At 58.8% G+C, this 24534-nt stretch carries 25 protein-coding genes and 1 pseudogene; 10 read left to right on the plus strand and 16 right to left on the minus strand.

Features of this window, described 5'->3' with window-relative positions:
• Positions 1-10 precede the first annotated feature (10 nt).
• From PMI28_RS31475 to PMI28_RS04345, 9 genes and pseudogenes are all read right to left on the minus strand, one after another.
• Positions 11-109 (minus strand): annotated as a pseudogene (locus PMI28_RS31475) (thiol:disulfide oxidoreductase); the annotation flags it as partial.
• 12 nt (positions 110-121) lie between these two features.
• A complete protein-coding gene (locus PMI28_RS04380; protein WP_007991113.1) occupies positions 122-718 on the minus strand; it encodes a hypothetical protein in 597 nt (198 codons plus the stop codon).
• 17 nt (positions 719-735) lie between these two features.
• The gene (locus PMI28_RS04375; RefSeq protein ID WP_007991114.1) at positions 736-1572 is read right to left on the minus strand and encodes an amino acid ABC transporter ATP-binding protein; all 837 of its coding nucleotides are present in this window, start codon (positions 1570-1572) and stop codon (positions 736-738) included.
• A complete protein-coding gene (locus PMI28_RS04370; RefSeq protein ID WP_007991115.1) occupies positions 1559-2347 on the minus strand; it encodes an amino acid ABC transporter permease in 789 nt (262 codons plus the stop codon). The genes PMI28_RS04375 and PMI28_RS04370 overlap by 14 nt, the downstream gene beginning before the upstream one ends.
• A complete protein-coding gene (locus PMI28_RS04365) occupies positions 2337-3071 on the minus strand; it encodes an amino acid ABC transporter permease (protein WP_007991116.1) in 735 nt (244 codons plus the stop codon). The genes PMI28_RS04370 and PMI28_RS04365 overlap by 11 nt, the downstream gene beginning before the upstream one ends.
• Positions 3068-4279 (minus strand): aminotransferase class I/II-fold pyridoxal phosphate-dependent enzyme, encoded by a 1212-nt coding sequence (locus tag PMI28_RS04360; protein WP_007991118.1) that lies wholly within the window; start codon positions 4277-4279, stop codon positions 3068-3070. Before PMI28_RS04360 ends, PMI28_RS04365 begins: the two co-directional genes overlap by 4 nt.
• On the minus strand, positions 4276-5700 hold the full coding sequence (locus PMI28_RS04355; RefSeq protein WP_007991119.1) for an FAD-binding oxidoreductase: 1425 nt from the start codon (positions 5698-5700) through the stop codon (positions 4276-4278). The genes PMI28_RS04360 and PMI28_RS04355 overlap by 4 nt, the downstream gene beginning before the upstream one ends.
• On the minus strand, positions 5697-6548 hold the full coding sequence (locus PMI28_RS04350) for a transporter substrate-binding domain-containing protein (protein ID WP_007991123.1): 852 nt from the start codon (positions 6546-6548) through the stop codon (positions 5697-5699). Before PMI28_RS04350 ends, PMI28_RS04355 begins: the two co-directional genes overlap by 4 nt.
• Before the next feature lie 59 nt (positions 6549-6607).
• Positions 6608-7450 carry a transporter substrate-binding domain-containing protein gene (locus tag PMI28_RS04345; protein ID WP_007991126.1) on the minus strand — a complete coding sequence of 281 codons (843 nt, stop codon included), beginning with the start codon at positions 7448-7450 and terminating at the stop codon, positions 6608-6610.
• A gap of 245 nt (positions 7451-7695) precedes the next feature.
• Here PMI28_RS04345 and PMI28_RS04340 point away from each other — a divergent pair, with 245 nt between their 5' ends.
• Positions 7696-8547 carry a LysR substrate-binding domain-containing protein gene (locus PMI28_RS04340; RefSeq protein ID WP_007991128.1) on the plus strand — a complete coding sequence of 284 codons (852 nt, stop codon included), beginning with the start codon at positions 7696-7698 and terminating at the stop codon, positions 8545-8547.
• Positions 8548-8924: 377 nt separating this feature from the next.
• On the opposite strand, the gene PMI28_RS04335 is transcribed toward PMI28_RS04340, so the two are convergent.
• Positions 8925-9818, minus strand: a complete 894-nt coding sequence (locus PMI28_RS04335) for a LysR family transcriptional regulator (protein ID WP_007991134.1) — start codon at positions 9816-9818, stop codon at positions 8925-8927.
• Between the two features lie 132 nt (positions 9819-9950).
• Here PMI28_RS04335 and PMI28_RS04330 point away from each other — a divergent pair, with 132 nt between their 5' ends.
• The 4 genes from PMI28_RS04330 (at position 9951) to PMI28_RS04315 (ending at position 13138) form a co-directional block, all read left to right on the plus strand.
• Entirely contained in the window at positions 9951-10931 is a 981-nt protein-coding gene (locus tag PMI28_RS04330; RefSeq protein WP_007991136.1) for an aldo/keto reductase, read from the plus strand.
• A gap of 87 nt (positions 10932-11018) precedes the next feature.
• Positions 11019-11708 (plus strand): carboxymuconolactone decarboxylase family protein, encoded by a 690-nt coding sequence (locus PMI28_RS04325; protein WP_007991138.1) that lies wholly within the window; start codon positions 11019-11021, stop codon positions 11706-11708.
• Between the two features lie 94 nt (positions 11709-11802).
• Positions 11803-12114, plus strand: coding sequence for a putative quinol monooxygenase (locus PMI28_RS04320; RefSeq protein WP_007991140.1), 312 nt, complete (start codon positions 11803-11805; stop codon positions 12112-12114).
• A gap of 202 nt (positions 12115-12316) precedes the next feature.
• A complete protein-coding gene (locus PMI28_RS04315) occupies positions 12317-13138 on the plus strand; it encodes an SDR family oxidoreductase (protein ID WP_007991143.1) in 822 nt (273 codons plus the stop codon).
• A 24-nt stretch (positions 13139-13162) separates the two neighbouring features.
• Here PMI28_RS04315 and PMI28_RS04310 read toward each other — a convergent pair whose 3' ends face one another.
• Entirely contained in the window at positions 13163-14065 is a 903-nt protein-coding gene (locus PMI28_RS04310) for a LysR family transcriptional regulator (RefSeq protein WP_007991145.1), read from the minus strand.
• Between the two features lie 127 nt (positions 14066-14192).
• Here PMI28_RS04310 and PMI28_RS30605 point away from each other — a divergent pair, with 127 nt between their 5' ends.
• Positions 14193-14456, plus strand: a complete 264-nt coding sequence (locus tag PMI28_RS30605; RefSeq protein ID WP_157395789.1) for a hypothetical protein — start codon at positions 14193-14195, stop codon at positions 14454-14456.
• On the opposite strand, the gene PMI28_RS04300 is transcribed toward PMI28_RS30605, so the two are convergent.
• Genes PMI28_RS04300 through PMI28_RS04285 form a run of 4 tightly spaced genes read right to left on the minus strand, consistent with a single transcriptional unit; the run spans position 14440 to position 18022 of the window.
• Positions 14440-15291, minus strand: a complete 852-nt coding sequence (locus PMI28_RS04300) for a hypothetical protein (RefSeq protein ID WP_007991149.1) — start codon at positions 15289-15291, stop codon at positions 14440-14442. The genes PMI28_RS30605 and PMI28_RS04300 overlap by 17 nt on opposite strands.
• Before the next feature lies 1 nt (position 15292).
• Entirely contained in the window at positions 15293-16534 is a 1242-nt protein-coding gene (locus PMI28_RS04295) for an NAD(P)/FAD-dependent oxidoreductase (RefSeq protein ID WP_007991151.1), read from the minus strand.
• An 18-nt stretch (positions 16535-16552) separates the two neighbouring features.
• Complete coding sequence (locus tag PMI28_RS04290; RefSeq protein ID WP_007991153.1) at positions 16553-16873, minus strand: MocE family 2Fe-2S type ferredoxin; 321 nt, start codon at positions 16871-16873, stop codon at positions 16553-16555.
• Positions 16874-16909: 36 nt separating this feature from the next.
• Positions 16910-18022 carry a fatty acid desaturase family protein gene (locus PMI28_RS04285; RefSeq protein ID WP_007991155.1) on the minus strand — a complete coding sequence of 371 codons (1113 nt, stop codon included), beginning with the start codon at positions 18020-18022 and terminating at the stop codon, positions 16910-16912.
• Between the two features lie 182 nt (positions 18023-18204).
• Between PMI28_RS04285 and PMI28_RS04280 the strand changes: the two genes are divergently transcribed.
• Complete coding sequence (locus PMI28_RS04280; RefSeq protein ID WP_007991157.1) at positions 18205-19254, plus strand: substrate-binding domain-containing protein; 1050 nt, start codon at positions 18205-18207, stop codon at positions 19252-19254.
• Positions 19255-19271: 17 nt separating this feature from the next.
• On the opposite strand, the gene PMI28_RS04275 is transcribed toward PMI28_RS04280, so the two are convergent.
• On the minus strand, positions 19272-21293 hold the full coding sequence (locus PMI28_RS04275) for a sigma-54 interaction domain-containing protein (RefSeq protein WP_033063573.1): 2022 nt from the start codon (positions 21291-21293) through the stop codon (positions 19272-19274).
• Positions 21294-21486: 193 nt separating this feature from the next.
• On the opposite strand from PMI28_RS04275, the gene PMI28_RS04270 reads away from it, so the two are divergent.
• The 3 genes from PMI28_RS04270 (at position 21487) to PMI28_RS04260 (ending at position 24321) form a co-directional block, all read left to right on the plus strand.
• On the plus strand, positions 21487-22509 hold the full coding sequence (locus PMI28_RS04270) for a Gfo/Idh/MocA family oxidoreductase (RefSeq protein ID WP_007991161.1): 1023 nt from the start codon (positions 21487-21489) through the stop codon (positions 22507-22509).
• A complete protein-coding gene (locus tag PMI28_RS04265; protein ID WP_007991163.1) occupies positions 22506-23294 on the plus strand; it encodes a TIM barrel protein in 789 nt (262 codons plus the stop codon). Before PMI28_RS04270 ends, PMI28_RS04265 begins: the two co-directional genes overlap by 4 nt.
• Positions 23295-23394: 100 nt before the next feature.
• On the plus strand, positions 23395-24321 hold the full coding sequence (locus PMI28_RS04260; RefSeq protein ID WP_007991165.1) for a sugar ABC transporter substrate-binding protein: 927 nt from the start codon (positions 23395-23397) through the stop codon (positions 24319-24321).
• Positions 24322-24534: the final 213 nt, after the last annotated feature.

Below are 24534 nucleotides of genomic sequence, written 5' to 3' on the forward strand. Positions count from 1 at the left end.
GGAAAGAAAATTATTGAAGCGCCAGAGAGCGCTCACTGGCCGCCAGTTCGCGGCCCTTCGCGTACGCACGCTGAATGGCTGGACGCGCCTTGAGGCGTTCGCGCCAGGCACTAAAGATCGATCATGCGTAAGCCTTGATCGACGGTGCCATTTGCGAGGCGTTGTAGTTGAGAATGCGCCCGTCAGCCTCTACGCCATAGCGCCCATTGAGAGACTCCAGCGGCAGACCGTAGAGGTGAAAATGCAAGGTCGCGTGCTTGCCTTCGACGCGAATACCGTGCAGGTCTTCACCCAAGAACGAGATTGATCTGCCTGGTTGCACGATCACTTCCTTTTCAAGGTGCAAGGTGGTGAAACCAGGCTCGCGACCTTCGTCATCACGGCGGTAAACGTAGTTGATCTCCTGGCCTTCGACGGCACTGATAATCGCCCAGGTTTCGTGGTTGTGCGGGATCGTACTTTTGCCCGGCAACAGTGAGTTCAGGTACAGCGTCGGTGTGTCTCCGTCGTCATTCAGACGGTAACGAAAGGCAGAACTGCCCTGCCCCGGCACCGGCGCGGGAAACTCGTCGAAATTGAATAGATCACGGCGTTCGGCCAAGGCTTCGAGCAGGGAAACAATTTCCACCAGTGCGGCGCGGTCAACGCCGTTTTGGTTAATGACGCGGATTTTCTTCAGGAAATCTTCGATAACGACGGCACGGTTTTCGGTACTCATGAACAGGTTCCTCGGTTTTAGACGGACAGGCTGTAGCGACCCAGGTTGGTCAGCAGATAAGGGTCGTTGGCGACAACAGGACGGCGCCCCGGATCACCCAATGCATGGCGCAGGAACTCCCGGGTGCGCTCGCTGGCCGGGCGTTGAAAAATCTGTGCGGCGCTGCCGTGCTCAACGATCACGCCGTTTTCGGTGAAGTAGACGATGTCGCTGATCTCTTCGGCGAAACGCATCTCGTGGGTGACCAACACGCAAGTCATGCCCTCTTCGGTCAACTCGCGGATTACCGTCAGCACCTCGCCGACGGTTTCCGGGTCAAGGGCCGAGGTCACTTCATCGAACAGAATCAGTTCCGGGCGCATCGCCAGCGCCCGGGCAATCGCCACGCGCTGTTGCTGACCGCCGGACAGCTGTCCCGGATAGGCATCGGCCTTGTGCTCCATACGCACTTTGGCCAACAAGGCACGCGCCTCTTTTTCGGCCTCGGCCCGGCTGCGTCCCAGCACCTTGCGCGGTGCAATGACCAGGTTCTCCAATACCGACAGGTGCGGAAACAGGTTGTACTGCTGAAAGACAAACCCCACGCGCTTGCGCAACTCGATGCGCTGGGCTTCCTGCGCCAATGTGTGAACTTCGGTCGTGCCGACACGGATGCTGCCGCGCTGGGGCTGCAACAGCCCGGTGATGCAGCGCAGGATGGTCGACTTGCCAGAGCCCGACGGGCCGATGATCGACACCGCCTGCCCCCGATGCACGTCGAGGTCGATGCCGTTGAGCACCGGGTTACTGGCGAACGACAGGTGCAGATCGCGCAGGCTCACCAGCGGCTCGACGACGGTTTCAATAGAATGCATAACGTCGCTCCAGGCGTTGGGTAAGACGGGAAATCGGGTAGCAGTAAGCGAAGAACAGCACCAGCAGGCTCAGGTAAATCACCACGGTGAAACCGGTGATGTTCACGGTGTTGCTGGCGATCTGGGCGGTATCGATTACGTCGTGCACACCGACCAGCGAGGCCAGTGCGGTGCCCATGGTGATCACCGCATACAGGTTCATCCATGGTGGCAACATGCGCTTGAAGCACTGCGGCAGGATGATCGAGCTAAAGATCTGACCCCGAGTAAAAGCCAGCGAGCGTGCCGCCTCCCACTGCGTACTCGGGATCGACGCAATGGCGCCACGAAAGATCTCCGCAACGTTGGCACTCGCCGGCAAGGCCAGGCCGATCGTCACCTTGACCCAATCCGGAAACGACAAGTAAGCGCTGCCGATTTGGATCTCGAAGGGGAATACATAGGTAGTGAAATAGATCAGTACCAGCCATGGTGCATTGCGGAAAATTTGCACCCAAATCCGTGCCGGCAAGCGCAGCAGACGCAGCGGCGACAGCGCCAGCGCACCCACCAACAACCCCAGCAACGAACCCAGGGCGATGGCTACCAGACTGATCAGAATATTCTGACCAAAGCCTGCGGCCAGGGCCGGAGACCATTGCAGCAACGCCTTTAACACCGGACTTTGCGGGTCGAACCACACCAACCAGAGCACGATGCAGACCAACAGCAGAAGTTTGCCGACATGCCGACGCGGCCAGGCCACCGGTACGGTGACGGACGATTCAATGGCCATAGCCAGGCATCCTCAGGTGCGCTTCAAGGTAGCGCCCCACACAATTGACGATAAAGCTCAGCAGACCGAAAAAGCTCAGGATCAGGATCATTAGTTCCAGAACGTTATCGCTCTGCGTCCAGATCATGATCGACGCGTAGGTGATGTCGCCGACGGCAATCGCCGAAGCGACGGCAGTCATCTTTACCAGGTCGATCAGGTTGTTGATCAGCGACGGCAAAGCGAAGCGCAGGGCCAGTGGCAACTGCACGCTCCACAACAACTGGCGATTGCTGAATGCCAGCGAACTGGCCGCCTCCAGCGTCACTGCCGGCACGGCCTCTATGCCGGCGCGCAAGGCCTCGGCATGGAAAGCGCCCTTGTGCAACGAGATCACGATCACCACCCAGGCAAATGGTGTCAGTGGGTTCGCCGCACCAATGGCTTGAGTGAGTAACATGTTCAATACGAGGAACGCGCAATACAGCTGCACCAGTGTCGGCGTGTTGCGAGTGACTTCGACGAATACCCGCGCTGGTTTTGCCAGCCACGGATTGCCCGACGTCAGCATCGCCGCCAGGCCGATCCCCGCGAGCAAACTGCCGACGATGGTAAACAGGCACAACCACACCGTAGTCAACGCGCCCTGCACCAGGGAACCGCGCTGATAAGCATCCAGCAGAAAGTTGTAGTTCAGGCCGATTCCGGCGGCCCAGTGGACGAAAAGCTCCAGCCAATGACTCATGCTTCTCCCCGCAATTGCGTGCAGGCCCGGGCAATGCGACGCCCGGCTTCGCCGACGCTGTCGGTCGCGGTGGCGATGGACAGACGAAACCACGGCGACAGACCATAAGCACTGCCCGCTACCCCGGCCACGCCCTCCTCCAACAAATACGCCACCACATCGGCGTCGCTATCAAGGCGGATGCCGTCCGGACGATATCGCCCCAGCAAACCGGCGCAGCGGACAAATACGAAGAAACCGCCCTGAGGCTCAAGCACGTCAAGACCGTCGACGTTGCGCAAGGTACTCACCAGCAAATTCCGACGCTGCTGATAGGCCGCGACCTGCTCAGGCAAAAATTCCAGTCCGCCATCGAAGGCTGCCAGCGCAGCGGCCTGGCCCACCGAGGACGCTCCGGAAGTGGATTGCGACTGCACGACGGCCATGGCGTCGGTCAGCACTCGTGGGCCGGCACCGAAACCGATGCGCCAGCCGGTCATGGCATACGTTTTGGACACGCCGCCCACCAACAGGCACCGCGCTTGCAAATCCGGCGCAACATTGAGCAAGCTCTGCGCCGGCTGTCCGTCAAAGCGGATGTGTTCATAGAGTTCATCCAGCAGAATCAGCACCTGTGGGTGACGGCGCAGCACCTCGGCGATCGCTTGCAACTCGACTGCGCTATACACCGCTCCACTGGGGTTGCCGGGGCCGTTGAGGATCAGCCAGCGTGTGCGTTCGCCGATGTGTAGCTCAAGCTGTTCTGCCGTGAGCTTGCAACCTTGGGCGAGTCCGCATTCGATAAACACCGGTTCACCACCGTTGAACCGAACACTGTCCGGGAACGATGGCCAATACGGCGTGGGCACCAGCACTTCATCGCCATCGTCAAGGGTCGCGGCAAATGCGTTGAAGATGATCTGTTTAGCACCGTTGGCAATCACAATCGAAGGCAGCGAATAGTCCAGGTGGTTTTCGCGCTGGAGTTTGCGCTGCACGGCAACCCGCAAGGCTTTTACACCCGGCGTCGGCGTGTACCTGGTGGCCCCGCCGGCGATGGCGGCATATGCGGCATGCTTGATGTGTTCCGGGGTGTCGAAATCCGGTTCGCCGGTGGTCAGGTCGAGAATGTCGCGACCGGCCTCGCGCAACTCGGTGGCACGGGACTTAGCGGCGGCGTTGGCCGACAGCGAGACGCGCTGCACGCGCTGGGACAAACGCAGTGTCATGACCGAGCCTCCTGCAATACTTTGCCCGGATTGAGCAGATTGAGCGGATCCAGGGCCTGCTTGATGCGGCGCATCAGATCGAGCTCCACCGCACTTTTGTAGCGCCCGAGCATGTCCGGTTTGCGCTGGCCGATACCGTGCTCGGCACTGATCGAACCACCGTGGGCATGGGCGCTGTCATGTACCAGTTGGCTCAACGCCGTGTAATGGGCCATGTGCGCTTCGATCGTCGAATCTTGGGGATGTGCGACGTTGTAATGCAGGTTGCCATCGCCCAGATGGCCGAAGGTGTAATGACGAACACCAGGGAAATGCGCCTGCAACAGCGCATCCGTGTGCGCGACAAAATCCACGATCCGGGAAATCGGCACAGAGATGTCGTGTTTCATGTTGCGGCCGGCACGCTTCTGCGCCTCGCTCATGTTTTCCCGCAGCAACCACAGCGCTTCGCTTTGCGCCAGGCTTTCGGCGATCAATGCATTGGCGAGCAAGCCCTGTTCGAACGCTTCGCCGAGCACCGCTTCAAAGGCTTCGCGGGCGTGATTTTCACTGTGGTTGTCCGATAGTTCCAACAGGGCGAACCAGGGCTGGCTCTCGCCGAGAAACGGTTGTGGCCCCTCGGGAAATTGCTCGCGTAACAGCGCCAGACAATCGGCACTGAGCAGTTCAAATGCGGTGAGGCTTGCGCCAAAACCGGCACGGGCATGGGACAGCAATTGCACCGCTTGCGACAGCGAGTCAAAGGCCAGCAACGCGGTGGCTTGCGCCTTGGGCAAAGGGAACAATTTGAGGGTCGCAGCGGTAATAATCCCGAGGGTGCCTTCGCTGCCGATGTACAGGTCTCGCAAGTCGTAGCCGGTGTTGTCCTTGCGCAAACCGCGTAGGCCGTTCCAGATTTCGCCTTCGGCGGTCACCACTTCCAGCCCCAGTGTCAGCTCGCGGGTATTGCCGTAGCGCAATACGGCAGTTCCACCAGCGTTGGTACCTAGATTGCCGCCAATGGTGCAGCTGCCTTCGGCGCCCAGGCTCAGGGGAAACAGACGACCAGCCTCACGGGCGACGTCCTGAACGTTTTGCAGAATGCAGCCGGCTTCGACGGTCAGCGTGTCGTTGTCAGTGTCTACCGCTCGTACGCGGTTCAGGCGATCAAGCAAGAGCAAAACGGCACGCCCACTGGCGTCAGGCGTTGCGCCGCCCATCAGGCCGGTGTTGCCACCCTGCACGACTATCGGCGTGTCGCAGGCGACACAGGCACGCACCACTGCCGCGACTTCCTCGACGTTCGCCGGATGCACGGCGGCAAACACCTGCCCCACGTAACGCCCTTGCTTGTCGGTGAGGTAAGGTGCGGCCTCCTCACTGCTCTGCACGTGGCTGGCGCCGAGCAGTTGTTGCAGGGCCACAAACAATGGTCGACTCATGGCTGCACCGCCAGCGGCGCGGTGTTGCGATATTGCTCGTGCAAGTCACGCAAGGCCTTGGACGGCGCCATCCCCGTGCGTTCGCCGAGCTCGATCAGCCAGCCACTGCGGTGCCAGTCACGCACGATGGCATCCAGTTTCGCCAGGGTATCGTGCTCGCCTTTGCGCAACCAGATCACCGAGTTGGACGGGATCAAATCACCTGGCAGCGGGATTTCATAACCTGCCCACTCGGCATCGCTTAACAACGCATGCATGGTCGGACTGACATGCACCGCCGCCACGCAACCATCGCCGCGCAGCGACAACAACGACTCGGACTGACTGCGGAATGCCTTGATCTGTGCGCCGTAGGTTTCCTGCAACGGCTTTATGAAGTTGCTGCCCTGGGACACGCACACCGGCTTGCCCTTGAGGTCGGCCCACTGGATGATGCCCGAGCCTTTGCGAATCAGCGCCGCGCCGCCCACCTCTTCATAAGGCGTGGGCACGAAATCGAGGATCTCACTGCGCTCTTCAGTGAACTGCATGTTGGCGATCAGGATGTCGACCTTGCCCTGCTGCAGAAACTGCACACGGTTCGGCGCCAGTACCGAGACGGTGTTGACCTCCACGCCTAGCGCCTTGGCCACGCCTTTGGCTAATTCAACGTTGTAGCCCAAATGCTCACCGGTCTTCGGGTCGATGGAGCCGAACGGCGGGCCGCTGAGAATCACGCCGACACTGATGGCATGGCGCTGCTCAATCTTGTCCAGCGTGGCATCTGCACGGGCCAGGCTTGCGCCCAATGCAAGAGCGCCGGCCAGGCACAGTGATGTCAGCTTTTTAGCGGAGAAATGACGGTTCATGCGCAACTACCTTGAATAGCCGCCGTGATGCAGCGGCATATTGAATACGATGAGGTGAATCAGGCGCCGTTGGCCTGAAACTGCTTTTGCAGCTCGACCAGCGCAGGTGACGCCGGGGTGATGTGATTGCGGGTCTGGGCTTCGATCAACCAGCCGCTGCGGTGCAGTTCCTTAACGATCGGGTCAAGTTTGGCCTGGGTGTCGCTTTCACCACGACGCGTCCAGATCACCGACGGTGCCGGGTTGAGCTCCGGACTTATGGCGCGATAGCCTTGCCATTCGGTGTTGTCGGCGACTAATGGATTGATCAGTGTGGCGTCATGTACCGCCGCAACGCAGTTGTCACCACGCAGTGCCAACAAGGATTCGGACGAACTTTTGAACGCCTTCAACTCAACGCCCAACTCTGTGAGCGGCTTGATGTAGCTGCTGCCCTGAGAGGTGCAGACCGGCTGTCCTTTCAGGTCTTCCCAACGAGTGATCTTGCTGTCCTTGAGCACCGCGGCGGTGCCGCCAACCCGGTAAAACGGTGTCGGTACAAAACCGAGGATCTCGCCGCGTTCTGTCGTCCATTCCATATTGGCGATTAGCAAATCGACTTTGCCCTGCTGCAGGAACTGGGCGCGGTTGGCCGGCAACACCGGAACCAGTTGCACTTCAGCACCCAACTGCCGCCCCAGCTCCTGAGCGAGTTCAACGTTCAGACCACGTGGCTTCTGTGTGGCAGGATCGATCCCGCCAAAGGGGCCACCCGACAGCAGTACACCGACCACCAACACATGACGCTGCTCGATCTTGTCCAGCGTCGCATCGGCCTGGGCAGCGGTGCTGGCGGCCAGCGAGATCAAGGCGCCCAACATCACAGGCAATAATCGTTTTACAGGCGTGCGCTCGAACAACATGGATTTCCCCTCCTGGATGATCGGCGTAACCCCGATCTGATGAGTGGGCATCCTGCGTACAGCGTGGAGGTAACGGAAATACAAATATCTAATATCGTTATAACTCTGGTGCTGTCATTTTTTAGATAAATGCTTATAAGCCCGTATTTATTAGCTTCTCCGAGCTTCTAGAAAAATCAATTTCTCCGAACACATAAAAATATGTAATGTTTATGTTCGCGCCCTTGATATGAAAAGCAGCCGCCATGTCGACCCTCGATCTCGAACTACTACGTACCTTCATTGCCGTAGTCGATCACCACAGCTTTGCAGAGGCAGGCGTGCAACTGGCCCGCACACAATCGTCGGTCACTCAGCACATGCAACGATTGGAGCAACAGGTGGGCGTGAGCCTGTTCGAGAAACGCGGGCGGCAAAAGCAGCTCACGGAAGCCGGGCAGCAGTTGTTACGCCATGCCCGACAAATGCTGTCGCTCAACGATGACGCGCTGAACTCATTACGCGAAAGCAGCATGAGCGGCGTGCTGCGCATCGGGTCACCCCATGACATCGCCGACACCATCCTGCCGCCTATGCTTAGTCACATCGCGCGCTCGGCGCCGCGTTTGCGTCTGGAGATCGATGTCGGTCGCAGTCCATTTCTGATGGACGACCTGCACCGGGGCAAGGTCGACATGGTGATCTCCACTCGTGAAGATCCCAATCTGGAAGGTTTTGCCTTGCGCACCTCGCCGGTATGGTGGATTTGCTCTGCGCAATACCTTCACAACCCCGGCGAGCCCTTGCCGTTGATCCTGGTGGATGAACCCAGCATCTATCGGCGATATGCACTTGAGGCTCTTGAACGCGCCAACATTCCTTGGCGCCAGGCTTATCTGGCGTCGAACCTTATTGGTATTAAGGCGGCGACCCGTGCAGGTCTTGGCGTCACTGCCAGAAGCATGGAAATGTTAGGCCCGGATATGCGGGTGCTGGGTGAGAGCGATGGTTTACCCCGCCTCCCGGATGTCACCTACCACCTTTGGATTCGGCCCAATACTCTTAATCCTTTGGTGCGTCGGGCCTATGAATTGATTCGCAGCAGCCGAGGGCATTGAATGCCGATGAGTCGCTCCCCCCTCCGGAGCAGATAAAATCCTGCCGCATTTTAAATACGCTACCTATCCGATTGGTTTACACCATCTGTCCTCCGTGCACACGGGGCTACGCTGACCACCTTCAGGGAGGAATCACAATGTCGAATGCAGACCTGCTCCCTTCCCTGCTATTTAAAATCAATCAAAACCAACTCGCCCTTGAGGCTGCCATCATGGAGTTTACGAATTGGGTCGAGCAACGCGGATAAGGTGACGTCGCCACCTTTTGGGCAAAGACTGAGCAGGTGTACCTCTACTTTGCTGTACTTGAACCCTGGTCGGAACACTTGGTCATCAACGATGACTATCGTCAACCTATAAAGGATCTGCCCATGCCCCTAACCCTTGTAGCGCAGAGCGTTGGCTACAAGGGCGAAGGCTGGCAAGGACTGCCTCCGGCTTGGGTAGTAAAGGTGATATCCCGGAAAAGTCGGCGACCAGTCCTCAAGAACACGGATTAACCGGCCATCCTCGACATAGGTCTGGACAAGATCCTCCGGCGCATAAGCCAGCCCGTATCCTTCCAGAGCGGCGGCCATTGTCTGGGGTGAGGTGTTAAAGATCATCTGCCCAGACACCTGAACATGCAGTGCCTTACCCGCCTTGGAAAACTCCCAGGCATACAGGCCACCATGAGTGGGCAACCGCAGGTTCGCGCAGTTATGGGTGGTCAGATCCTGGGGAACTTGTGGCTTTTCACGATGGGCAAAGTAACTCGGCGCGCCCACGACAGCCATGCGAAAGTCAGGGGAAATTCTGACTGCGATCATGTCTTTTGCCACCTGATCGCCTATCCGCACCCCCGCGTCATAACGTTCAGCGACGATATCGATCAGCCCGTAGCCGATATTGATCTCCAGGGTGAGGTCGGGATATTCCGGCAGCAACCTGGAGAGTTTCGGCCAGAGAATAGTGGATGCGGCATGGTCGTGGGACGTTATCCGAATAGTCCCTGATGGTTTGTCGCGCAACTCTCCCAACGCGGCGACTTCGGCTTCTATTCCCTCGTAGTAAGGCACAAGGCTGGCGAGCAAACGCTCGCCGGCTTCGGTCGGCGACGCCCCGCGTGTGGTGCGGGTCAACAAGCGGATTCCGAGACGCTCTTCAAGACTACGGATGCTATGGCTGATAGCGGATTGGGACACACCCAGATGGGCCGCGGCCCTGGTGAAACTGCGCTCGCGCGCAACGGTGATGAACACCGCAAGGCTGTTGAAATCACTCTGCGCCATGATGAATTTATCTCATACCGGTTATCGCAGTATGCCACTTCTTGAATGGATCAGATCTTTTTAAAGTAGCTGCATCCCCAATAACCAAACAGTTTGTGGGTTGGTTTCCAATACCCTCAAAGGAGATGGATGATGCAAAAGCGCAAAATCGGCAGCAACGGCCTCGAAGTTTCAGCCATTGGCCTGGGCTGCATGGGCCTGACATTCGGCTATGGCCCCGCCACTGACAAAGCGGACGCAATCAAACTCATCAGGGCGGCCTTTGAGCGTGGTGTCACCCTCTTCGATTCGGCAGAAGCCTATGGGCAAGTCAACGAAGAAATGGTGGGCGAAGCCGTTCAACCATTTCGCGAGCAGATCGTCATCGCGACAAAATTCGGTTTTAAGGACGGCAATCCCGCCGCTGGGCTGGACAGTCGACCTGAGCGCATCCGTCAGGTGGCGGAAGAATCACTCAAGCGTCTGAGGACCGACTGCATTGACCTGTTTTACCAGCATCGCGTCGATCCCAATGTCCCTATGGAAGATGTTGCCGGGGCCGTGCGCGACCTCATCACCGAGGGCAAGGTCAAATACTTTGGCATGTGTGAAGCTGGCGTAGACGCTATCCGTCGTGCCCATGCAGTGCAGCCGCTGTCGGCACTTCAAAGTGAGTATTCGATGTTCACCCGTGAGCCTGAACTGGAAATAATCCCAACTCTCGAAGCGCTCGGGATTGGATTCATTCCCTTCAGCCCGTTGGGCAAAGGGTTCCTGACCGGGAAAATAGATGCCGGTACGACGTTCTCTAGCGGTGATGTACGGAATAATCTGCCTCGATTTGCTGATGGTGCCCGCGAGGCCAACCACCATCTCGTCGCCCTGATCGGTGAAATCGCCCAGCGCAAGCAAGCAACCCCGGCCCAGATTGCATTGGCCTGGCTGCTGGCACAAAAGCCGTGGATTGCGCCTATCCCCGGTACAACCAAGCTGCATCGCCTTAAAGAGAACGTAGGCGGAGCAACCGTGCAATTGACCGCAGAAGACCTTCGTGAACTCGGTGAGGTTCTGGCCAAGGTGCCTGTACAAGGTGAGCGTTACAACGCGCAGATGATGAAAACCATCAACCGTTAAGCGTTCTTCAGCGCCTGACGGTGTTTCTTCAGGGGCACCGTCACGCGCTCGTTTCCCACTATTCACCTGCACGAGCGATCAATCACTATGAAGTCAGACGAAGCGAACTTCGCCGTACCGGCATTTGCACGCTACACCCAGGACGTGCTTCTGGAAGAGATATGGCAGCGTCCGCAATTGCTGCCCCGGGATCGCAGCATCGTGACCGTTGCCGCCTTGATTGCGCGGCATCAGCCAGCCGAAATGGCTGGCCAATTCGATTTGGCGTTGAACAATGGTGTTACGCCCACCGAACTGAGTGAAGTCATCACTCATTTGGCATTCTATTCAGGCTGGGGCAATGCCACATTGGCGGCATCCATCGCCAAAGACGTATTTGAGGCCCGCGATATCGCGCCAACCGCGTTGGTGGATGTACAGGACAACATGCTCCCAGTCGACGAAGGCTTTGAACAGATGCGCGTGGCAGCGGTAGAACAGATGATCGGGCCTGCATTCGACGCGCTCGCAGGCTATACAACTTCGGTACTGTTCCATGACCTGTGGCTGCGCCCGGCACTGACTCCCCGTGATCGCAGCCTGGTCACGGTCGCAGCCCTGGTTGCAGTGGGGCAAGCCGCTCAAATCCCTTTTCATGTGAACAAAGCCATGGAGAACGGCCTGACCCAAATTCAGGCCGCTGAAATCATTACGCATCTAGCCTTCTACGCCGGCTGGCCGAACGCAATGTCGGCGGCAGCCATCGCCAAAGGAATATTCGAAAAGCGCGCCGAGTAAATCGCTTGGAAATCTGGCGCTGTACGTCTAATGACCGGCCGTGAATCGGTCATTTCGCGCCCGCCAAGGGTTCCTTTACATCCAGGGTAAGAACATGCAAAGCACCAAATCCGAAGAGCGGCACATCATCTGCGAGCTTCGCTGCGATGATTGCAACACCGAGCGAGTCAAAACGTTGATCCTGCGATTTGTCGAACCGGCAAGAGCGGAACCCGGTTGCCTGTATTACGACCTCTATCAGAGTTTAGAGGCACCCAATACGTTTTACATTATCGATGGCTGGACAAACCAGCAGGCTGTCGAAGACCACGCTGGCAACCAACATGTCGCCAGCGTTATGGATGAACTACGTCCATTGCTCACTTTCGGCCCCGTCATTACGCTCAATGCACGGGTAAGCGACTGAGGTCAATCGACTGATCAACAATCAGGGGCCTGCTACACAGCCTTATGAGGGTTATTCACCCATTCATATTTTCAATACTCGGTCACTGAATTTCTCTCGACGAATTACTGAATTGAACTCACAAGGCCGCGCGTTTTTGAAGGACTAATCATCAAGCACCTCTCACCGTAGAGTGGAATCACACCATTGCAGGAAAATGAAAATGACAGATGTAACTGTAGTAATCGGTGCTGGTTCAATTGGCCAAGCCATCGCTCGGCGCGTGAGCGCTGGCAAACATGTATTGCTTGCCGATCTGCGGCAAGAAACTGCTGATGCAGCCGCGAAAGTTTTGAGCGATGCAGGTTTTGAAGTCACCACGTCCAAGGTTGATATCTCGTCCCGCGAGTCTGTCCAGGCACTCGTCACCCTTGCTGCAAGCATTGGTGACATTACCGGAGTCATCCACGCAGCAGGTATTTCTCCATCTCAGGCTGCACCTGCCACCATTCTCCTGGTCGACCTGTATGGCACCGCTTTAGTGCTGGAGCTGTTTGGAGATGTAATCGCAAAAGGTGGTTCGGCAATCGTCATCGCCTCGCAGTCAGGTCACCGCTTGCCGGCGCTCACCGCCGAACAGAACAAAGCCTTGGCGTTAACCCCGACTGAAGAACTTCTTGCTTTACCGATGCTACAGCCCGAGCTAGTAACCGATCCCCTGAACGCCTATCAGATATCCAAACGTGGCAACTCTCTGCGTGTGGCTGCGCAAGCCGTTCGATGGGGAAAGCGTGGGGCGCGTGTTAACACGATCAGCCCTGGCATTATCTTCACTCCTTTGGCCCGGGATGAACTCAATGGCCCGCGTGGGGATGGGTACCGCCGCATGATCGAATCGTCCGCAGCCAAGCGCGGCGGTACGCCCGATGAAGTGGGTGCGGTAGCTGCTCTGCTTATGGGCCCTGAAGGGACGTTCATCACCGGCAGCGACATCCTTATGGACGGCGGCGTTACCGCTCAATACTTGTATGGCGATGACCAGTAGCGCCACAGGCCAGCAGGAGTGGTTTCATTCTTGCTGGCGTGCCCACTCGCGCACCGCTTCCGCGAACATCCGCAAGGCCATAGGCGGGTGCCGATTAGCTGGGTAGTAGAGACATGCGCCGGAATAGTAAGGGCCCCAGTCAGGCAGCAGATGGACCAGGCGCCCGGCCTGCAAATGTTCCTCGGCCTGATGCTCAGGTACCCACGCAATACCAATGCCCGCCAAAGCAGACTCTATCATCAGGTTGATGTTATCCATGGTCATGGGCCCGTCGACATCGATGCTGGCTGATCTGCCCAGATGATCGAGATCCCAACGAAACAGCGCGCCGCTGGCAAAGCGAAACCGGATGCATCGATGAGCCTTGAGGTCGTGTGGTGCCTTGGGCGCCGGATGCCGACTCAGGTACTCGGGCGAAGCCACTGCAGCAAATCGCACATCGGGGCCGAAGCGCACCGCGATCATGTCGCGTGGAACATCGTCAAACAGCCGAATGCCCGCATCGAACCCATCGGCGACGATATCGACCAAGCGGCTTTCAGCCACACACTCGATATGGATCTGCGGATTGTCCTGGAGAAATTGGGGCATGACGTGGCGGATCAAAAGTTTGAATGACGATTCGGATGCACTCAGTCGTATCAGGCCTGAGGGGGTACTGCGCTCTGACGTGACGTCGTTGACCGCACATTCGAGCTCGCCCAGCAGTGGCTGCACTCGCAAGAAAAGTTGCTCCCCCGCCTCGGTCAAGGCGACTGAGCGGGTTGTCCGATTGAACAAGCGAAGTTCAAGGCGCGACTCTAACCCGCGCATTGAATGGCTCAGTGCCGAGGCCGAAACACCCAGCATCCTGGCAGCGCCGCTGAAACTGCGTTGTTCAGCGATGGCTACAAATGCGGTCAATTCAGGAAGGCCAGCACGGATCATTAGTGAATCCCCCTCAATTCCCCATGAAGCAGAGTGCCAATTGTTGAATTCGGCACAGAGCACGCAAGTCGAGCTCGCTAGCGCGACAAGGACGATTATCACTCGATAGTGCAGCAGGTCATCGGCATTGAGCCAGGACAAAGTTCAGCTCGTAACCCCTGCCAGTCGACCAGATGCTTTTACTGAGAAATACGCGATAACCATTGAACGCATCTTCGAAGGGCTTGCCCTGAGCTACTCGCTTGGCCATGTCAGCGGGCGCCTCCCCCACCAGATTGGTGACCATCTGAGTGCAGACATCCGCCAGGACTTTGGTGTCCTTCGCTGCGTGGCCGGTTTGATTGACGTTGAGGTTGATGACCTGATCGATGAAATCAAACTTTTGACATAGCCGCTCGCACCTTGCAGTCGCTCCAAACCCCACGCATCAGCTCCTTCAACATCAATGCCTCAGCCCAGCGATCCGTGATGTCACGCCCGTCAGCCCCTGTTACCGCATAAGGTGGCGGGCCGAGTTCACAGGTGAAGGACAGGCTGGCGGGTGTGTTCGGGCGGGCCAGCCAATCCTCGATCCCGTAGCGCCACCAGCCCAGGAATCGGTCCAGCCAGGGTCGATGCTGGGCGAAACTCAAGGGCACCTGAACCTGTTCGCCGTTGGCGACCCGGCCGTGAAAGCCCCAACTGTGGCGCAGGATGGTAAGGATCTGTTCGTCGTCTTCAGCGGTAGCCGACTCAGGCAATTCCCGGCCCACGACGTAGTGGGACAAGTCAGCCAACAGTTTGAGGTCAGGCATTTGCGCGAGAATGTCGAGGGTGAACAGCAGGTCGCTAGTGAGGCGATAACGGTGGGTTTCCAGCAGGATCGGAAAGTCCACCTGCTCGGCCAGACGCTGCCAGCCTTCGATCAGTTCGATGGCTTGCGCCAGCGTGCGCGGCCGGACGTCGGCTTGCAACGTGAGGTGGTGGCAGCCGTAGCGAGAGACGACATCGAGCGCGGCCGCCAGATCATCCACGGTCCGGGGGAACAGTTGACCTTCGATTTGCAGGCCTTGCGCATTGGCGGCGGCGCTCAGGCGTGCAGCCTGTGGTGCGACCCAGAAATGGTCGGTGATCCCGTCGAAACCGGCGGCGGCGATTTTCTCCAGTTGCGCTTCAATGGAAAGGTCGCATTGGCCACGGTGATCTTGCATGGCCCACAAGGACTGAAACACCAGGAATTCGCGCATGTCAGCTCCTCAACAATTGTTTGAGCGATATATCGGCATCGGCTAAAGCGACCACCGAGAGAGGGTTATGGTGGGTGATCAGGCGTTCGCACAACTTGATGTCCCTGGCGACGCTATTGCCCTGGCCCCAGCCGCATGCCCCTAGCAGACGTAGTTCGGCATCGAGGTAAAACAACAGGAAACCACCACCCGGGGTTGTCCGGCTCACCGTCGGTTCGGTGTTGGCGATGACGCCCACGGTTTGCAGCCCCCAGTCGTACTGATCGGACCAAAAGCCGGGAATGACGTCGAAGGGCTGCTCGCCCCCCAGCAGGTTCAGAGCGGCGTGACGGCCTTGGGTTTCGGCGTTGCGCCAGGTTTCCTGACGCTGGAAACCCCCTTGCGGGTGCAGACGAAACTCACAGACGTCGCCTGCTGCGAAGATGTCCGGCGCACTGGTGCGCAGTTGCGCATCGACGCGAATGCCCTGACCAACTTCCAACCCGGCGGCCACGGCCAACTCGGTGTTGGGTTGCATACCGATGCCCACCACGATCAGATCGCAGGGCAACAACTGGCCGTCGACCAGTTGCACCGCTTCAGCGTGGGTGGAGCCCTGCACCGTTTCAATCGCCACGTTCAGCCGGACGTCCACGCCCTGACGGCGATGCAATTCCAGCAGGACACTGGACAATCGCTCCGGCAGGACGCGACCTGCCAGGCGCGGCCCGGCTTCGAGCAAGGTCACCGTGCAACCCAGGGCACGGGCCGTCGCGGCGACTTCAAGGCCGATAAAGCCACCGCCAATGATCACCAATCGGGCGTCTGGCCGCAGCGAATCGCGTAGTGCGACCGCCTCATCATGGGTTCTCAGATAAAGTACGTTGGGCAGATGCTCGGGCACCGAGGGCAACAGTCGCGCCCTGCCCCCGGTCGCGAGCAACAGACGGGCGTAATGCAACCAACTGCCGTCGGCCAACTGCAATCGATGCTGCTGCGGATCGAGGTTTTTCACCGGGTTGCCGGCCAGGTGCTCGATGTCCAGTGCAGCGAGTTGAGCGCTATCGCACAAACTGCAACCCGTCAGTTCAACCGTGCCCTGTAACAGCCCTTTGGACAGCGGCGGACGTTCGTAGGGCGGGTGGGATTCGTCGCCGATCAGGATCAGGCGACCGCGATAACCTTCAGCCCGAAGCGACAGGGCCGCGCGGCCACCGGCATGGCCGGCGCCTACGATAACCAGTGGAGCATTGGCAGGATTCATGGCACAGACTCCGAGCAGCTAAACCGAAATGGCGAGCAAGACACGCCCCGCCTCGACCCGCACCGGATAGGTCTTGAGGTTGACGCATACCGGCGCGCCCAGGGCTTTGCCGGAGCGGTAGTCGAAGCGTCCGTTGTGCTTGGGGCACTCGATGACATGCTCCATCACCAGGCCATCGGCGAGGTGGATGGACTCGTGGGTGCACAGGCCCGCGGTGGCGAAGAACTCGTCGTCTGCAGAGCGGTAGACGGCATAGGTGTGCGGGCCATGGTCGAAACGAATGACGTCCTCTTCATTTATTTCGCCCACGGCACAGACATCGATCCATTGGTCGGTCATGGCGTTTTCTCTTGTAGTGGTACAGCCAGGAAGGTGTCAGGCCGGCGTTACTTCAGCTTCTGCCTGGACGGTTGCGGCAGGTTCTGCGCACGGTGGTAAAGGCCGACGGATGTGATAGTTCGGGTCTTTGCGCTGCTTCCAGATCGTCGGGATGATTTCCCGGAAGGCCTCGTACAGGCTGGTGTAAGGCGGCGGGCAGTCGTGGCGGATTTCTTCGTGAAGCTGCGCCAGCGCATGAAAAGGCACCATCGGATACATGTGGTGTTCCAGGTGATAGTTCATGTTGAGGTACATGAAACGCAGTACCGGGTTCATGTAAATCGTGCGGCAGTTGCTACGGTGATCGAGTACATCTTCGGCCAGACCGACATGCTGCGTAAGGCCGAACAGGTAGGAGAGCCAGCCGCCATAGAGAGTCGGAAGGCCGATGAACATCAGCGGCAACCAGCTCTGCAAATACAGTGCAGCGCCCAGGACAAGCCCATAAATTGCCAGCCAGACGCGTGCGTCCCTTTTCACCTTGGGCCACTCGGATTCGGGGATGAACGTCTGCTCTTCTTCATCCATCCGCCCGACTGCATGCCGGCAGACTGACCCCATCGTCTTCAACGCGTAAGGCATCCTGAAAAAGCTCAGCACCATATTGATCAGGCTCGGCGGACGCGGCTCGACGATCTCAGGGTCGCGACCGACGATGATGGTGTCGGTGTGGTGCCGTGCGTGGCTCCAGCGCCAGACCTGGGGTTCGAACATGAACATGAAGCTCGACAGCTGGTAGACCGCATCATTCATCCAGCGGGTTTTGAACGCCGTCCCGTGACCTGCTTCGTGCCAACGGGCATTGGACGCCGTGCCGTACAGCAAGCCATAGACGAAGAAGAATGGAACACAGGCCCATGAGCCCCAGAACCAATAACCGCCGAACCCGGTCACGACCATCGCCAGCAACCAGATCGCGGTATCGCGCAAAGCCGGGCCGTCGCGGCGCTGCATTAATTCCTTCAGGCGTTTACGGGGAATGGGTGATTGATACCAGTTGGCCGAGACCAGGCCTTTTTGCGCGGCTTTAGCGGCTTCGGGACCCGTCAACCGATAATCCCGAGGCACGGGTTTACCGGAGTTTTCAGATGCTGCGTGTTGTTCAGGCATTTTATTGTTCTCCGCAAGCTTGATGGTTTAAGGCACTTGCTTCGATGCGGGATCACATCGTTGGAGAAAAGATAGAGAGCACAAAGATTACCCTCAAGCCCTTGAATACATTCCCTATCAAGCTATCATCCAGGCCCATTGAAGCTTGATAGTTTTCTATCAAAGCGCCTGCGGGGCCTGTCATGAACAACACTAAACGCCCAACCATCGCCACGGTCGCCGAGCACGCTCGGTTGAGTGTCGCCACTGTGGACCGGGTGCTCAACGCCAGGGCTCCGGTCAGCCCGGCTACCGCCGAGCAAGTCTTCCAGGCCGCTGAAGCGGTCGGTTATTTCGCAGCCCGGCTGATCGGCCAGCGGATCCGCGAACGGCGTCCCAGCTATCGTTTCGGCATCCTGCTGCTCGGTACTGCCCAGGCGTTCTATGCCAACGTTGCCGCCGCCATCACCGAGGCGGCGCAGCGTCACGCCGGCGCCAACCTGAGCTGCCAATTCGAATACGTTTTCGATCGCACACCCGGCGCCATCATTGCCCAGATCGAACAACTGGCGGTGCAGTGCGATGGCCTGGCGGTGGTCAGCTTCGCTCACCCGCTGATCAATGCTGCCATCGAGCAGATCAGAGCAGCGGGCGTACCGGTGATCGCCCTGCTGTCCGACATCCACGAAGCGGCGGAAGAACCTTACGTCGGTCTGGATAATCATGAGGTCGGGCGCACCATGGGCTGGCTGATGGCTCACACGTGTGGCGCACGCAAAGGCAGCATCGGGGTCTTGCTCGGCGGTCACCGTTTTCTCGGCCATCAGGCTCGGGTGGAGGGGCTGCGCAGTTACCTGGCGGAACGTGCACCCGGGTTGCGGCTGCTTGAAGCGGTGATCAATCTGGACAACTGCGACATCACCGAAGAGGCGACGCTGGAACTCGTCGCGCGCCATGACGACTTGCGGGGTTTGTGCGTGGTCGGCGGGGGCGGCGACGGCATCATCAGTGCCCTGTCGCAGTTACCGAAGCGGCCGAACCTCTGCTGCATCCTGCAGGAGTCGACCGAGTTGTCGCGGCAAGCCCTGGATCAGGGCTTGATCAGCCTGGTCATCGATTCCCAACCGCGATTGCTGGCGGCAGCGCTGGTCGACTTGCTGGTTGAACTGCAGACCACGCCGGACTTCGATTCAGTCCGGCATCGGGTCCATATTCCGTTGCAGATCATGACCTCGGAAAACGCTCGAGGATGACGGTCTGAGCAGCCCCGTCACAGGCTGGGGTCCAAACGAAAAACCTCGGCACTCAGGCCGAACCGACTCATCTTGTTGTACAACCCGCCACGAGAAACATTCAGCAGTTTGGCGGCCAAGCGAATGTTGCCGCGGGTATCCTTCAGGGCCGCAATGATCGCATTCATTTCATGGGCACCAAGGTCCAGTGCAGCCCGGGGTTCGGGCAAACTTCCCGGTGACGATGGCCGCTGCCTTTGCTTGATTTCAAGCGGTAGATCACCCGGCTGGATCAGTTCGGTCACCGCCAGGTTGGTCGCCCTTTCAATGATGTTTTCCAGCTCACGAACATTACCCGGCCAGTGGTAGGCCGACAGAATTTCCAGCGCCTCTGGCGAGAGTCCTTGCACCGGTTTGCGCAGTGAGCGTGCGCACCGGCTGAGAAAATGTCGCGCCAGCAACGGCACATCGTCCCGGCGCATCCGCAGCGGCGGAACCGTCAGATTAAGAACGTTGAGCCGGTAGTAAAGATCCTCGCGGAATGCACCCTCAGCCACCGCCTGACTCAAGTTGCGGTGAGTGGCCGCGATGATGCGCACGTTCACCTGCTGCGATTTTTTCGCGCCCACGCGTGTCACCTCGCCTTCCTGCAAGACGCGCAGCAGGCTGACCTGGGCATCAAACGACATGTCACCGATTTCATCGAGGAAGATCGTTCCGCCATCGGCCAATTCGAACTTGCCGGCCGAACCGCCGCGGGCCGATCCGGTGAAGGCGCCCTCGACATGCCCGAACAATTCGCTCTGCACCAGATCTCGCGGAATGGCCCCGCAATTGACCGCCACAAACGGACCACCGCACCGGTCACTGCCGTTATGAATCGCCTGGGCGAACAACTCCTTGCCGGTGCCGCTTTCGCCCAGGATCAGTGTGGTCGAGTCACTGCGACTGGCGATCCGTCCCAAGTGCAACGCATCCTGAATGGCTCGCGAATTGCCCTGAATGGTTTCGAAGGTGTAGCTGGCCTGAGTGCCGATGATCCGCCGGGTAATTTCCCGGATGCGTCGGTTCTCCCGCAGCGAGACGATGCGCCCGCCCTGCTCCAATGAACACACGGACACCAGGCACGCCAGGTGGCTGCGATCATGCAATTCAAAGGTGCAATCCAGATCTCTTATCCCTTCATACTGCTGCCCTTCCCCGCCGCGCAGCAGAATCTCATTGGTCAGTTCGCTCCGGCCCAGACGCTGGAACGGACTACCCAGCAAATCCAGGCCCACGCGAAACAATTGCCGGGCATAGCGATTGAGCGCCTTGATGCAGCCGCGCTCATCCAGCACCACCAGTCCCTCATTCAGCACCTCGAGCACGGTTTGTTGTTCTTCCAGCAAGGCCTGCAGCGCCATCTGCCGCGAAACCGCTTCGGCTGCGGCCTGGACGGTGCCCAGAGTATGGAAATGAAACCAGCCGGGCTCTGCGGTCAGGGTCAGCATGGCCAGTGTCCGGCCCTGGGCATCCCGGATCGGCGCGGCGGCACAATGCATGCGTCGCCGACGCAGGTTGACCCCGAAGTTTTCCTCGGCCAGTACATACACCAATCGGTCTTCGGCAAGCGCCAGCCCCGTGCAGTTGGTGCCCTGCACCGACTCCAGCAGCCGGCTGCCCACCGGGGTGAGGTCCAGGCCGCAGAAATACAGCGTCGTCCCTTCGGCATCGGTCAGATTGATATGGCCTCGGGGGTTATAAGCGAGCAACCCTCGCATGACCTCCGCCGCCGCGGTGATCAGCACACGATTGGCCGCCAGTGTTGCGGCCAGGACGTCAGGGGTGACAAAACGGTATTGGCCATCATCGGGATCGAGGCCGGCACTGACACTGCGCAACCAGGAGTCCCAAATAATCTGCCTGACCCCGGCAGGTCGATCGGTGCAACCATTCAGACACGCCAGCCAGGCTTGCTCCAGCTCAGCGATGGGGCCTTCGCTTAACGATGTCGGACCGAGCGCCGTAATGTAATCGAGGTCTTGCACGCTGAAGGCCATTGGCTGTGGGATCACCATTTGCTCCTATGTTCATATTTTCGACATGTCAGTATAGACATGTCATCGGAATGAACACATATTTCAATAATCGTTTAATAACTCCTTAAATATCAATTAGATAAATATTGGCACAGCCCTTGCTCCTGGCTTTGCACCAGCGAGGGCATTCCTGCTGTCGAGTCATTGAACAACAATAAAAGGGAGTCATTTCATGAGTACATCCAAGATCATCCGCCTCGGCCTCATCGGTGCTGGCCGCATGGGCAGCTTTCACGGCCTGACGGCCGCCCGGCATATTCCCGGTGCCTGCCTGGCCGCCATCGCCGACCCGACACCTGGCCAGGCCGCTCGCCTCGCTGCGGAGTTGGGTGTACAGCGGGTCTACACCGATCCACAGCAACTGCTTGATGACCCGGAAATCGACGCCGTACTGATCGCCGCCCCGGCCCGCAGCCATGCCGAATTGGTGATCAGTGCGGCCCGCGCCGGCAAAAGCGTGTTTTGTGAAAAACCCATGGCCATCACCCTGGACGAAGCCGACCGCGCCATCGCCGCCGCTGCCGACGCACAGGTGACGCTGCAGGTCGGCTTCAACCGCCGCTTTGCCAAAAGCTTCCGCACAGCCCACCTGGATGTGGTCGCCGGCCGGATCGGTACGCCGCAATTGCTGCGCTCGCTGACTCGCGATCCGGCGCTGAACAATCCCGCCGCCTCGCCGCAGTGGGTGATTTTCCTCGAAACCCTGATCCATGACTTCGATACCCTGCGCTACCTCAATCCCGGTGCCGAAGCGGTTGAGGTTTTTGTCATGGCCGATGCGCTGATTGCACCGGACTACAAGAACAAAGGGTTTCTGGACACCGCCGTGGTCACGATCCGTTTCGACAACGGCGCCATCGCCACCGCCGAGGCGAATTTCCAGGCGGTGTATGGCTACGACGTTCGGGGCGAAGTGTTCGGCAGCGCCGGCATGCTGAGCATGGGCAGCGTCAATGACTCTGACCTGGTTCGCTACTTGGCCGATGGCATCCAGGCAGACACCCAGCGTTTGGACACCGACCTGTTGCGTGATGCCTACGTGGCCGAGCTCAACCACTTTGTTGACTGCCTGCGCAGCGGTGAAAAACCACTCGCCAGCGGTGAAGATGCCCGCGCGGCACTGGCCATTGCCCGGGCGTGTATCGAGTCCTTCCAGCAAGGTAAAGCGGTGCGCGTGCAAGGAGCCCATTCATGAGTTTCACTCCGTTCAAACTGGCGATCAGCGCCGAAATGGTCTTCCTCGACCTGCCGTTCACCGAACGGGTCAAACGCATTCACGCACTAGGCTTCAGCACCGAAATCTGGAGCTGGACGACCAAAGACATTCCCGCCCTGGTCGCCACCGGCGCTGATTTCACCTCCATGACGGGTTACATCTCGGGCAACCTGACCGATCCCGAAGACATCCAGCACCTGCTCGACAGCGCACGGGAATCGCTGGCCGTTGCCGCCCAGCTGAATTGCCCGAGCCTTAACCTGCATGGCACGGGCCTGGGCGATAAAGGTTTACCAGTAAAACCCGTGGCTCATACCACCGGACGCATGTGGTTGAACGCCTGCAAGACCCTGGAAAAAATCGCTCGCCTGGGCGAAGACGCCGGCCGGGTGTTTCTTCTGGAAAACCTCAATACCGAGGTGGACCACCCCGGCACGCCGTTCGCTCGCGCCGACGATACCCTGGCGTTGATCGAGGCTGTGGGCAGCCCACATTTGAAGATGAACCTGGACCTTTACCATGCGCAGATTGGCGAAGGGAACCTGATCGAACTGATCCAGCGCGCGGGCAGCGCCATCGGTGAAATCCAGGTCGCAGACGTCCCCGGGCGCATGGAACCGGGCACCGGCGAAATCCATTACCCGGCCATTGCCAAAGCCTTGTTCGGTATGGGATACACCGGTGTCGTCGGGCTTGAAGGCTGGGCCAGCGGCGACAGCGAAGCGGCACTCGAACGTTTCAGGCAAGCGTTCACGCTGGATTGAGGAGCCTGCGGCGCGCTTGGACGTTGGCTCTATGCGCGCCAGCAACCCTCACCCTTGATCTCGATGAATGTCGACTTATAACAACAAAAGGAAAACCATCATGCGTCGCTGCACACTACTTTTTGCCACGCTACTACTCGTCTTCAGCCAATGGGCCGCCGCTAGCTATCGCATCGGTGTCAGCATTGCCAGGGTCGACGACAACTTCATGACCTATGTGCGCAGCGGCCTGGAGGAAGCCGCCAAAAAGGACAACATCCAGATTCAGTTCGAGGACGCCCAAGGCGATGTGGTTCGCCAGATCAATCAGGTCCAGGGCTTTCTCAACCAGAAGGTCGATGCGGTCATCGTCTTGCCTGTGGACACCGCCGCCACCGCCAACATGACCCGTGCCGCCGTCGAAGCGCAGACGCCACTGGTCTACGTCAACCGTCACCCGGACGAACGCGTCCTGCCTAAAGGCGTTGTCACCGTGGCGTCGAACGACATTGAGGCCGGCCAACTGCAAATGCGCTACCTGGCTGAAAAACTGGGAGGCAAAGGCACCCTCGCGATCATCATGGGCGACCTCGCGCAAAACTCCACGCACGACCGCACCGAAGGCGTCAAACAGGTGCTCAAGGACTATCCCGGGATCAAGATTGTCGAACAACAAAGCGCCGAATGGCAGCGCAACAAAGGCATGGACCTGACCAGCAACTGGCTGCTGGCCGGCACGAGTTTTGATGCCATCGTCGCCAACAATGACGAGATGGCCATCGGCGCTGCCATGGCACTGCAGCAGGCCGGCAAAACCAAGGGCGAGATTGCGATTGTCGGCATCGACGGCCTGCCCGACGGCCTGGCAGCGATCAAGCGCGGGATGCTGGTTGCCTCAGTCTTTCAAGACCCCAAGGCCCAAGCGGCCACCGCGCTGCAAGCGGCCATTAAAATGATCAAGGGTGAGCCGGTCGAGACGGATGTCTGGGTGCCCTTCCAGCTGATCACGCCGGAGCAGGTTGCCGTCTATGAGAAACATTATAAATAGCGCCCGGCACTAACCATTGACGCCGCTGTTCCGGTCAGGAATCAGCGGCGTTTTTCGTTGAGTGAACCGCGTTGTACGAAATACCGAAAAAAGTGTCATGAAAGTCACAAGCCCTAACGCCAGTCAGTTAAGCGGTAATGCGATCTGTAGCAGCTGCCGAGCCCGCGAGGCTGCGTTCGGCTGCATAGCAGTCGTGAGTCCAGCTGATGCGGC

The organism is Pseudomonas sp. GM48 (assembly GCF_000282335.1).
Lineage (GTDB): Bacteria > Pseudomonadota > Gammaproteobacteria > Pseudomonadales > Pseudomonadaceae > Aquipseudomonas.

Coding starts and splice junctions, on each gene's coding strand:
- PMI28_RS04380 (WP_007991113.1), bottom strand. CDS start 718: ATGAGTACCGAAAACCGTGCCGTCGTTATCGAAGATTTCCTGAAGAAA.
- PMI28_RS04375 (WP_007991114.1), bottom strand. CDS start 1,572: ATGCATTCTATTGAAACCGTCGTCGAGCCGCTGGTGAGCCTGCGCGAT.
- PMI28_RS04370 (WP_007991115.1), bottom strand. CDS start 2,347: ATGGCCATTGAATCGTCCGTCACCGTACCGGTGGCCTGGCCGCGTCGG.
- PMI28_RS04365 (WP_007991116.1), bottom strand. CDS start 3,071: ATGAGTCATTGGCTGGAGCTTTTCGTCCACTGGGCCGCCGGAATCGGC.
- PMI28_RS04360 (WP_007991118.1), bottom strand. CDS start 4,279: ATGACACTGCGTTTGTCCCAGCGCGTGCAGCGCGTCTCGCTGTCGGCC.
- PMI28_RS04355 (WP_007991119.1), bottom strand. CDS start 5,700: ATGAGTCGACCATTGTTTGTGGCCCTGCAACAACTGCTCGGCGCCAGC.
- PMI28_RS04350 (WP_007991123.1), bottom strand. CDS start 6,548: ATGAACCGTCATTTCTCCGCTAAAAAGCTGACATCACTGTGCCTGGCC.
- PMI28_RS04345 (WP_007991126.1), bottom strand. CDS start 7,450: ATGTTGTTCGAGCGCACGCCTGTAAAACGATTATTGCCTGTGATGTTG.
- PMI28_RS04340 (WP_007991128.1), top strand. CDS start 7,696: ATGTCGACCCTCGATCTCGAACTACTACGTACCTTCATTGCCGTAGTC.
- PMI28_RS04335 (WP_007991134.1), bottom strand. CDS start 9,818: ATGGCGCAGAGTGATTTCAACAGCCTTGCGGTGTTCATCACCGTTGCG.
- PMI28_RS04330 (WP_007991136.1), top strand. CDS start 9,951: ATGCAAAAGCGCAAAATCGGCAGCAACGGCCTCGAAGTTTCAGCCATT.
- PMI28_RS04325 (WP_007991138.1), top strand. CDS start 11,019: ATGAAGTCAGACGAAGCGAACTTCGCCGTACCGGCATTTGCACGCTAC.
- PMI28_RS04320 (WP_007991140.1), top strand. CDS start 11,803: ATGCAAAGCACCAAATCCGAAGAGCGGCACATCATCTGCGAGCTTCGC.
- PMI28_RS04315 (WP_007991143.1), top strand. CDS start 12,317: ATGACAGATGTAACTGTAGTAATCGGTGCTGGTTCAATTGGCCAAGCC.
- PMI28_RS04310 (WP_007991145.1), bottom strand. CDS start 14,065: ATGATCCGTGCTGGCCTTCCTGAATTGACCGCATTTGTAGCCATCGCT.
- PMI28_RS04300 (WP_007991149.1), bottom strand. CDS start 15,291: ATGCGCGAATTCCTGGTGTTTCAGTCCTTGTGGGCCATGCAAGATCAC.
- PMI28_RS04295 (WP_007991151.1), bottom strand. CDS start 16,534: ATGAATCCTGCCAATGCTCCACTGGTTATCGTAGGCGCCGGCCATGCC.
- PMI28_RS04290 (WP_007991153.1), bottom strand. CDS start 16,873: ATGACCGACCAATGGATCGATGTCTGTGCCGTGGGCGAAATAAATGAA.
- PMI28_RS04285 (WP_007991155.1), bottom strand. CDS start 18,022: ATGCCTGAACAACACGCAGCATCTGAAAACTCCGGTAAACCCGTGCCT.
- PMI28_RS04280 (WP_007991157.1), top strand. CDS start 18,205: ATGAACAACACTAAACGCCCAACCATCGCCACGGTCGCCGAGCACGCT.
- PMI28_RS04275 (WP_033063573.1), bottom strand. CDS start 21,293: ATGGTGATCCCACAGCCAATGGCCTTCAGCGTGCAAGACCTCGATTAC.
- PMI28_RS04270 (WP_007991161.1), top strand. CDS start 21,487: ATGAGTACATCCAAGATCATCCGCCTCGGCCTCATCGGTGCTGGCCGC.
- PMI28_RS04265 (WP_007991163.1), top strand. CDS start 22,506: ATGAGTTTCACTCCGTTCAAACTGGCGATCAGCGCCGAAATGGTCTTC.
- PMI28_RS04260 (WP_007991165.1), top strand. CDS start 23,395: ATGCGTCGCTGCACACTACTTTTTGCCACGCTACTACTCGTCTTCAGC.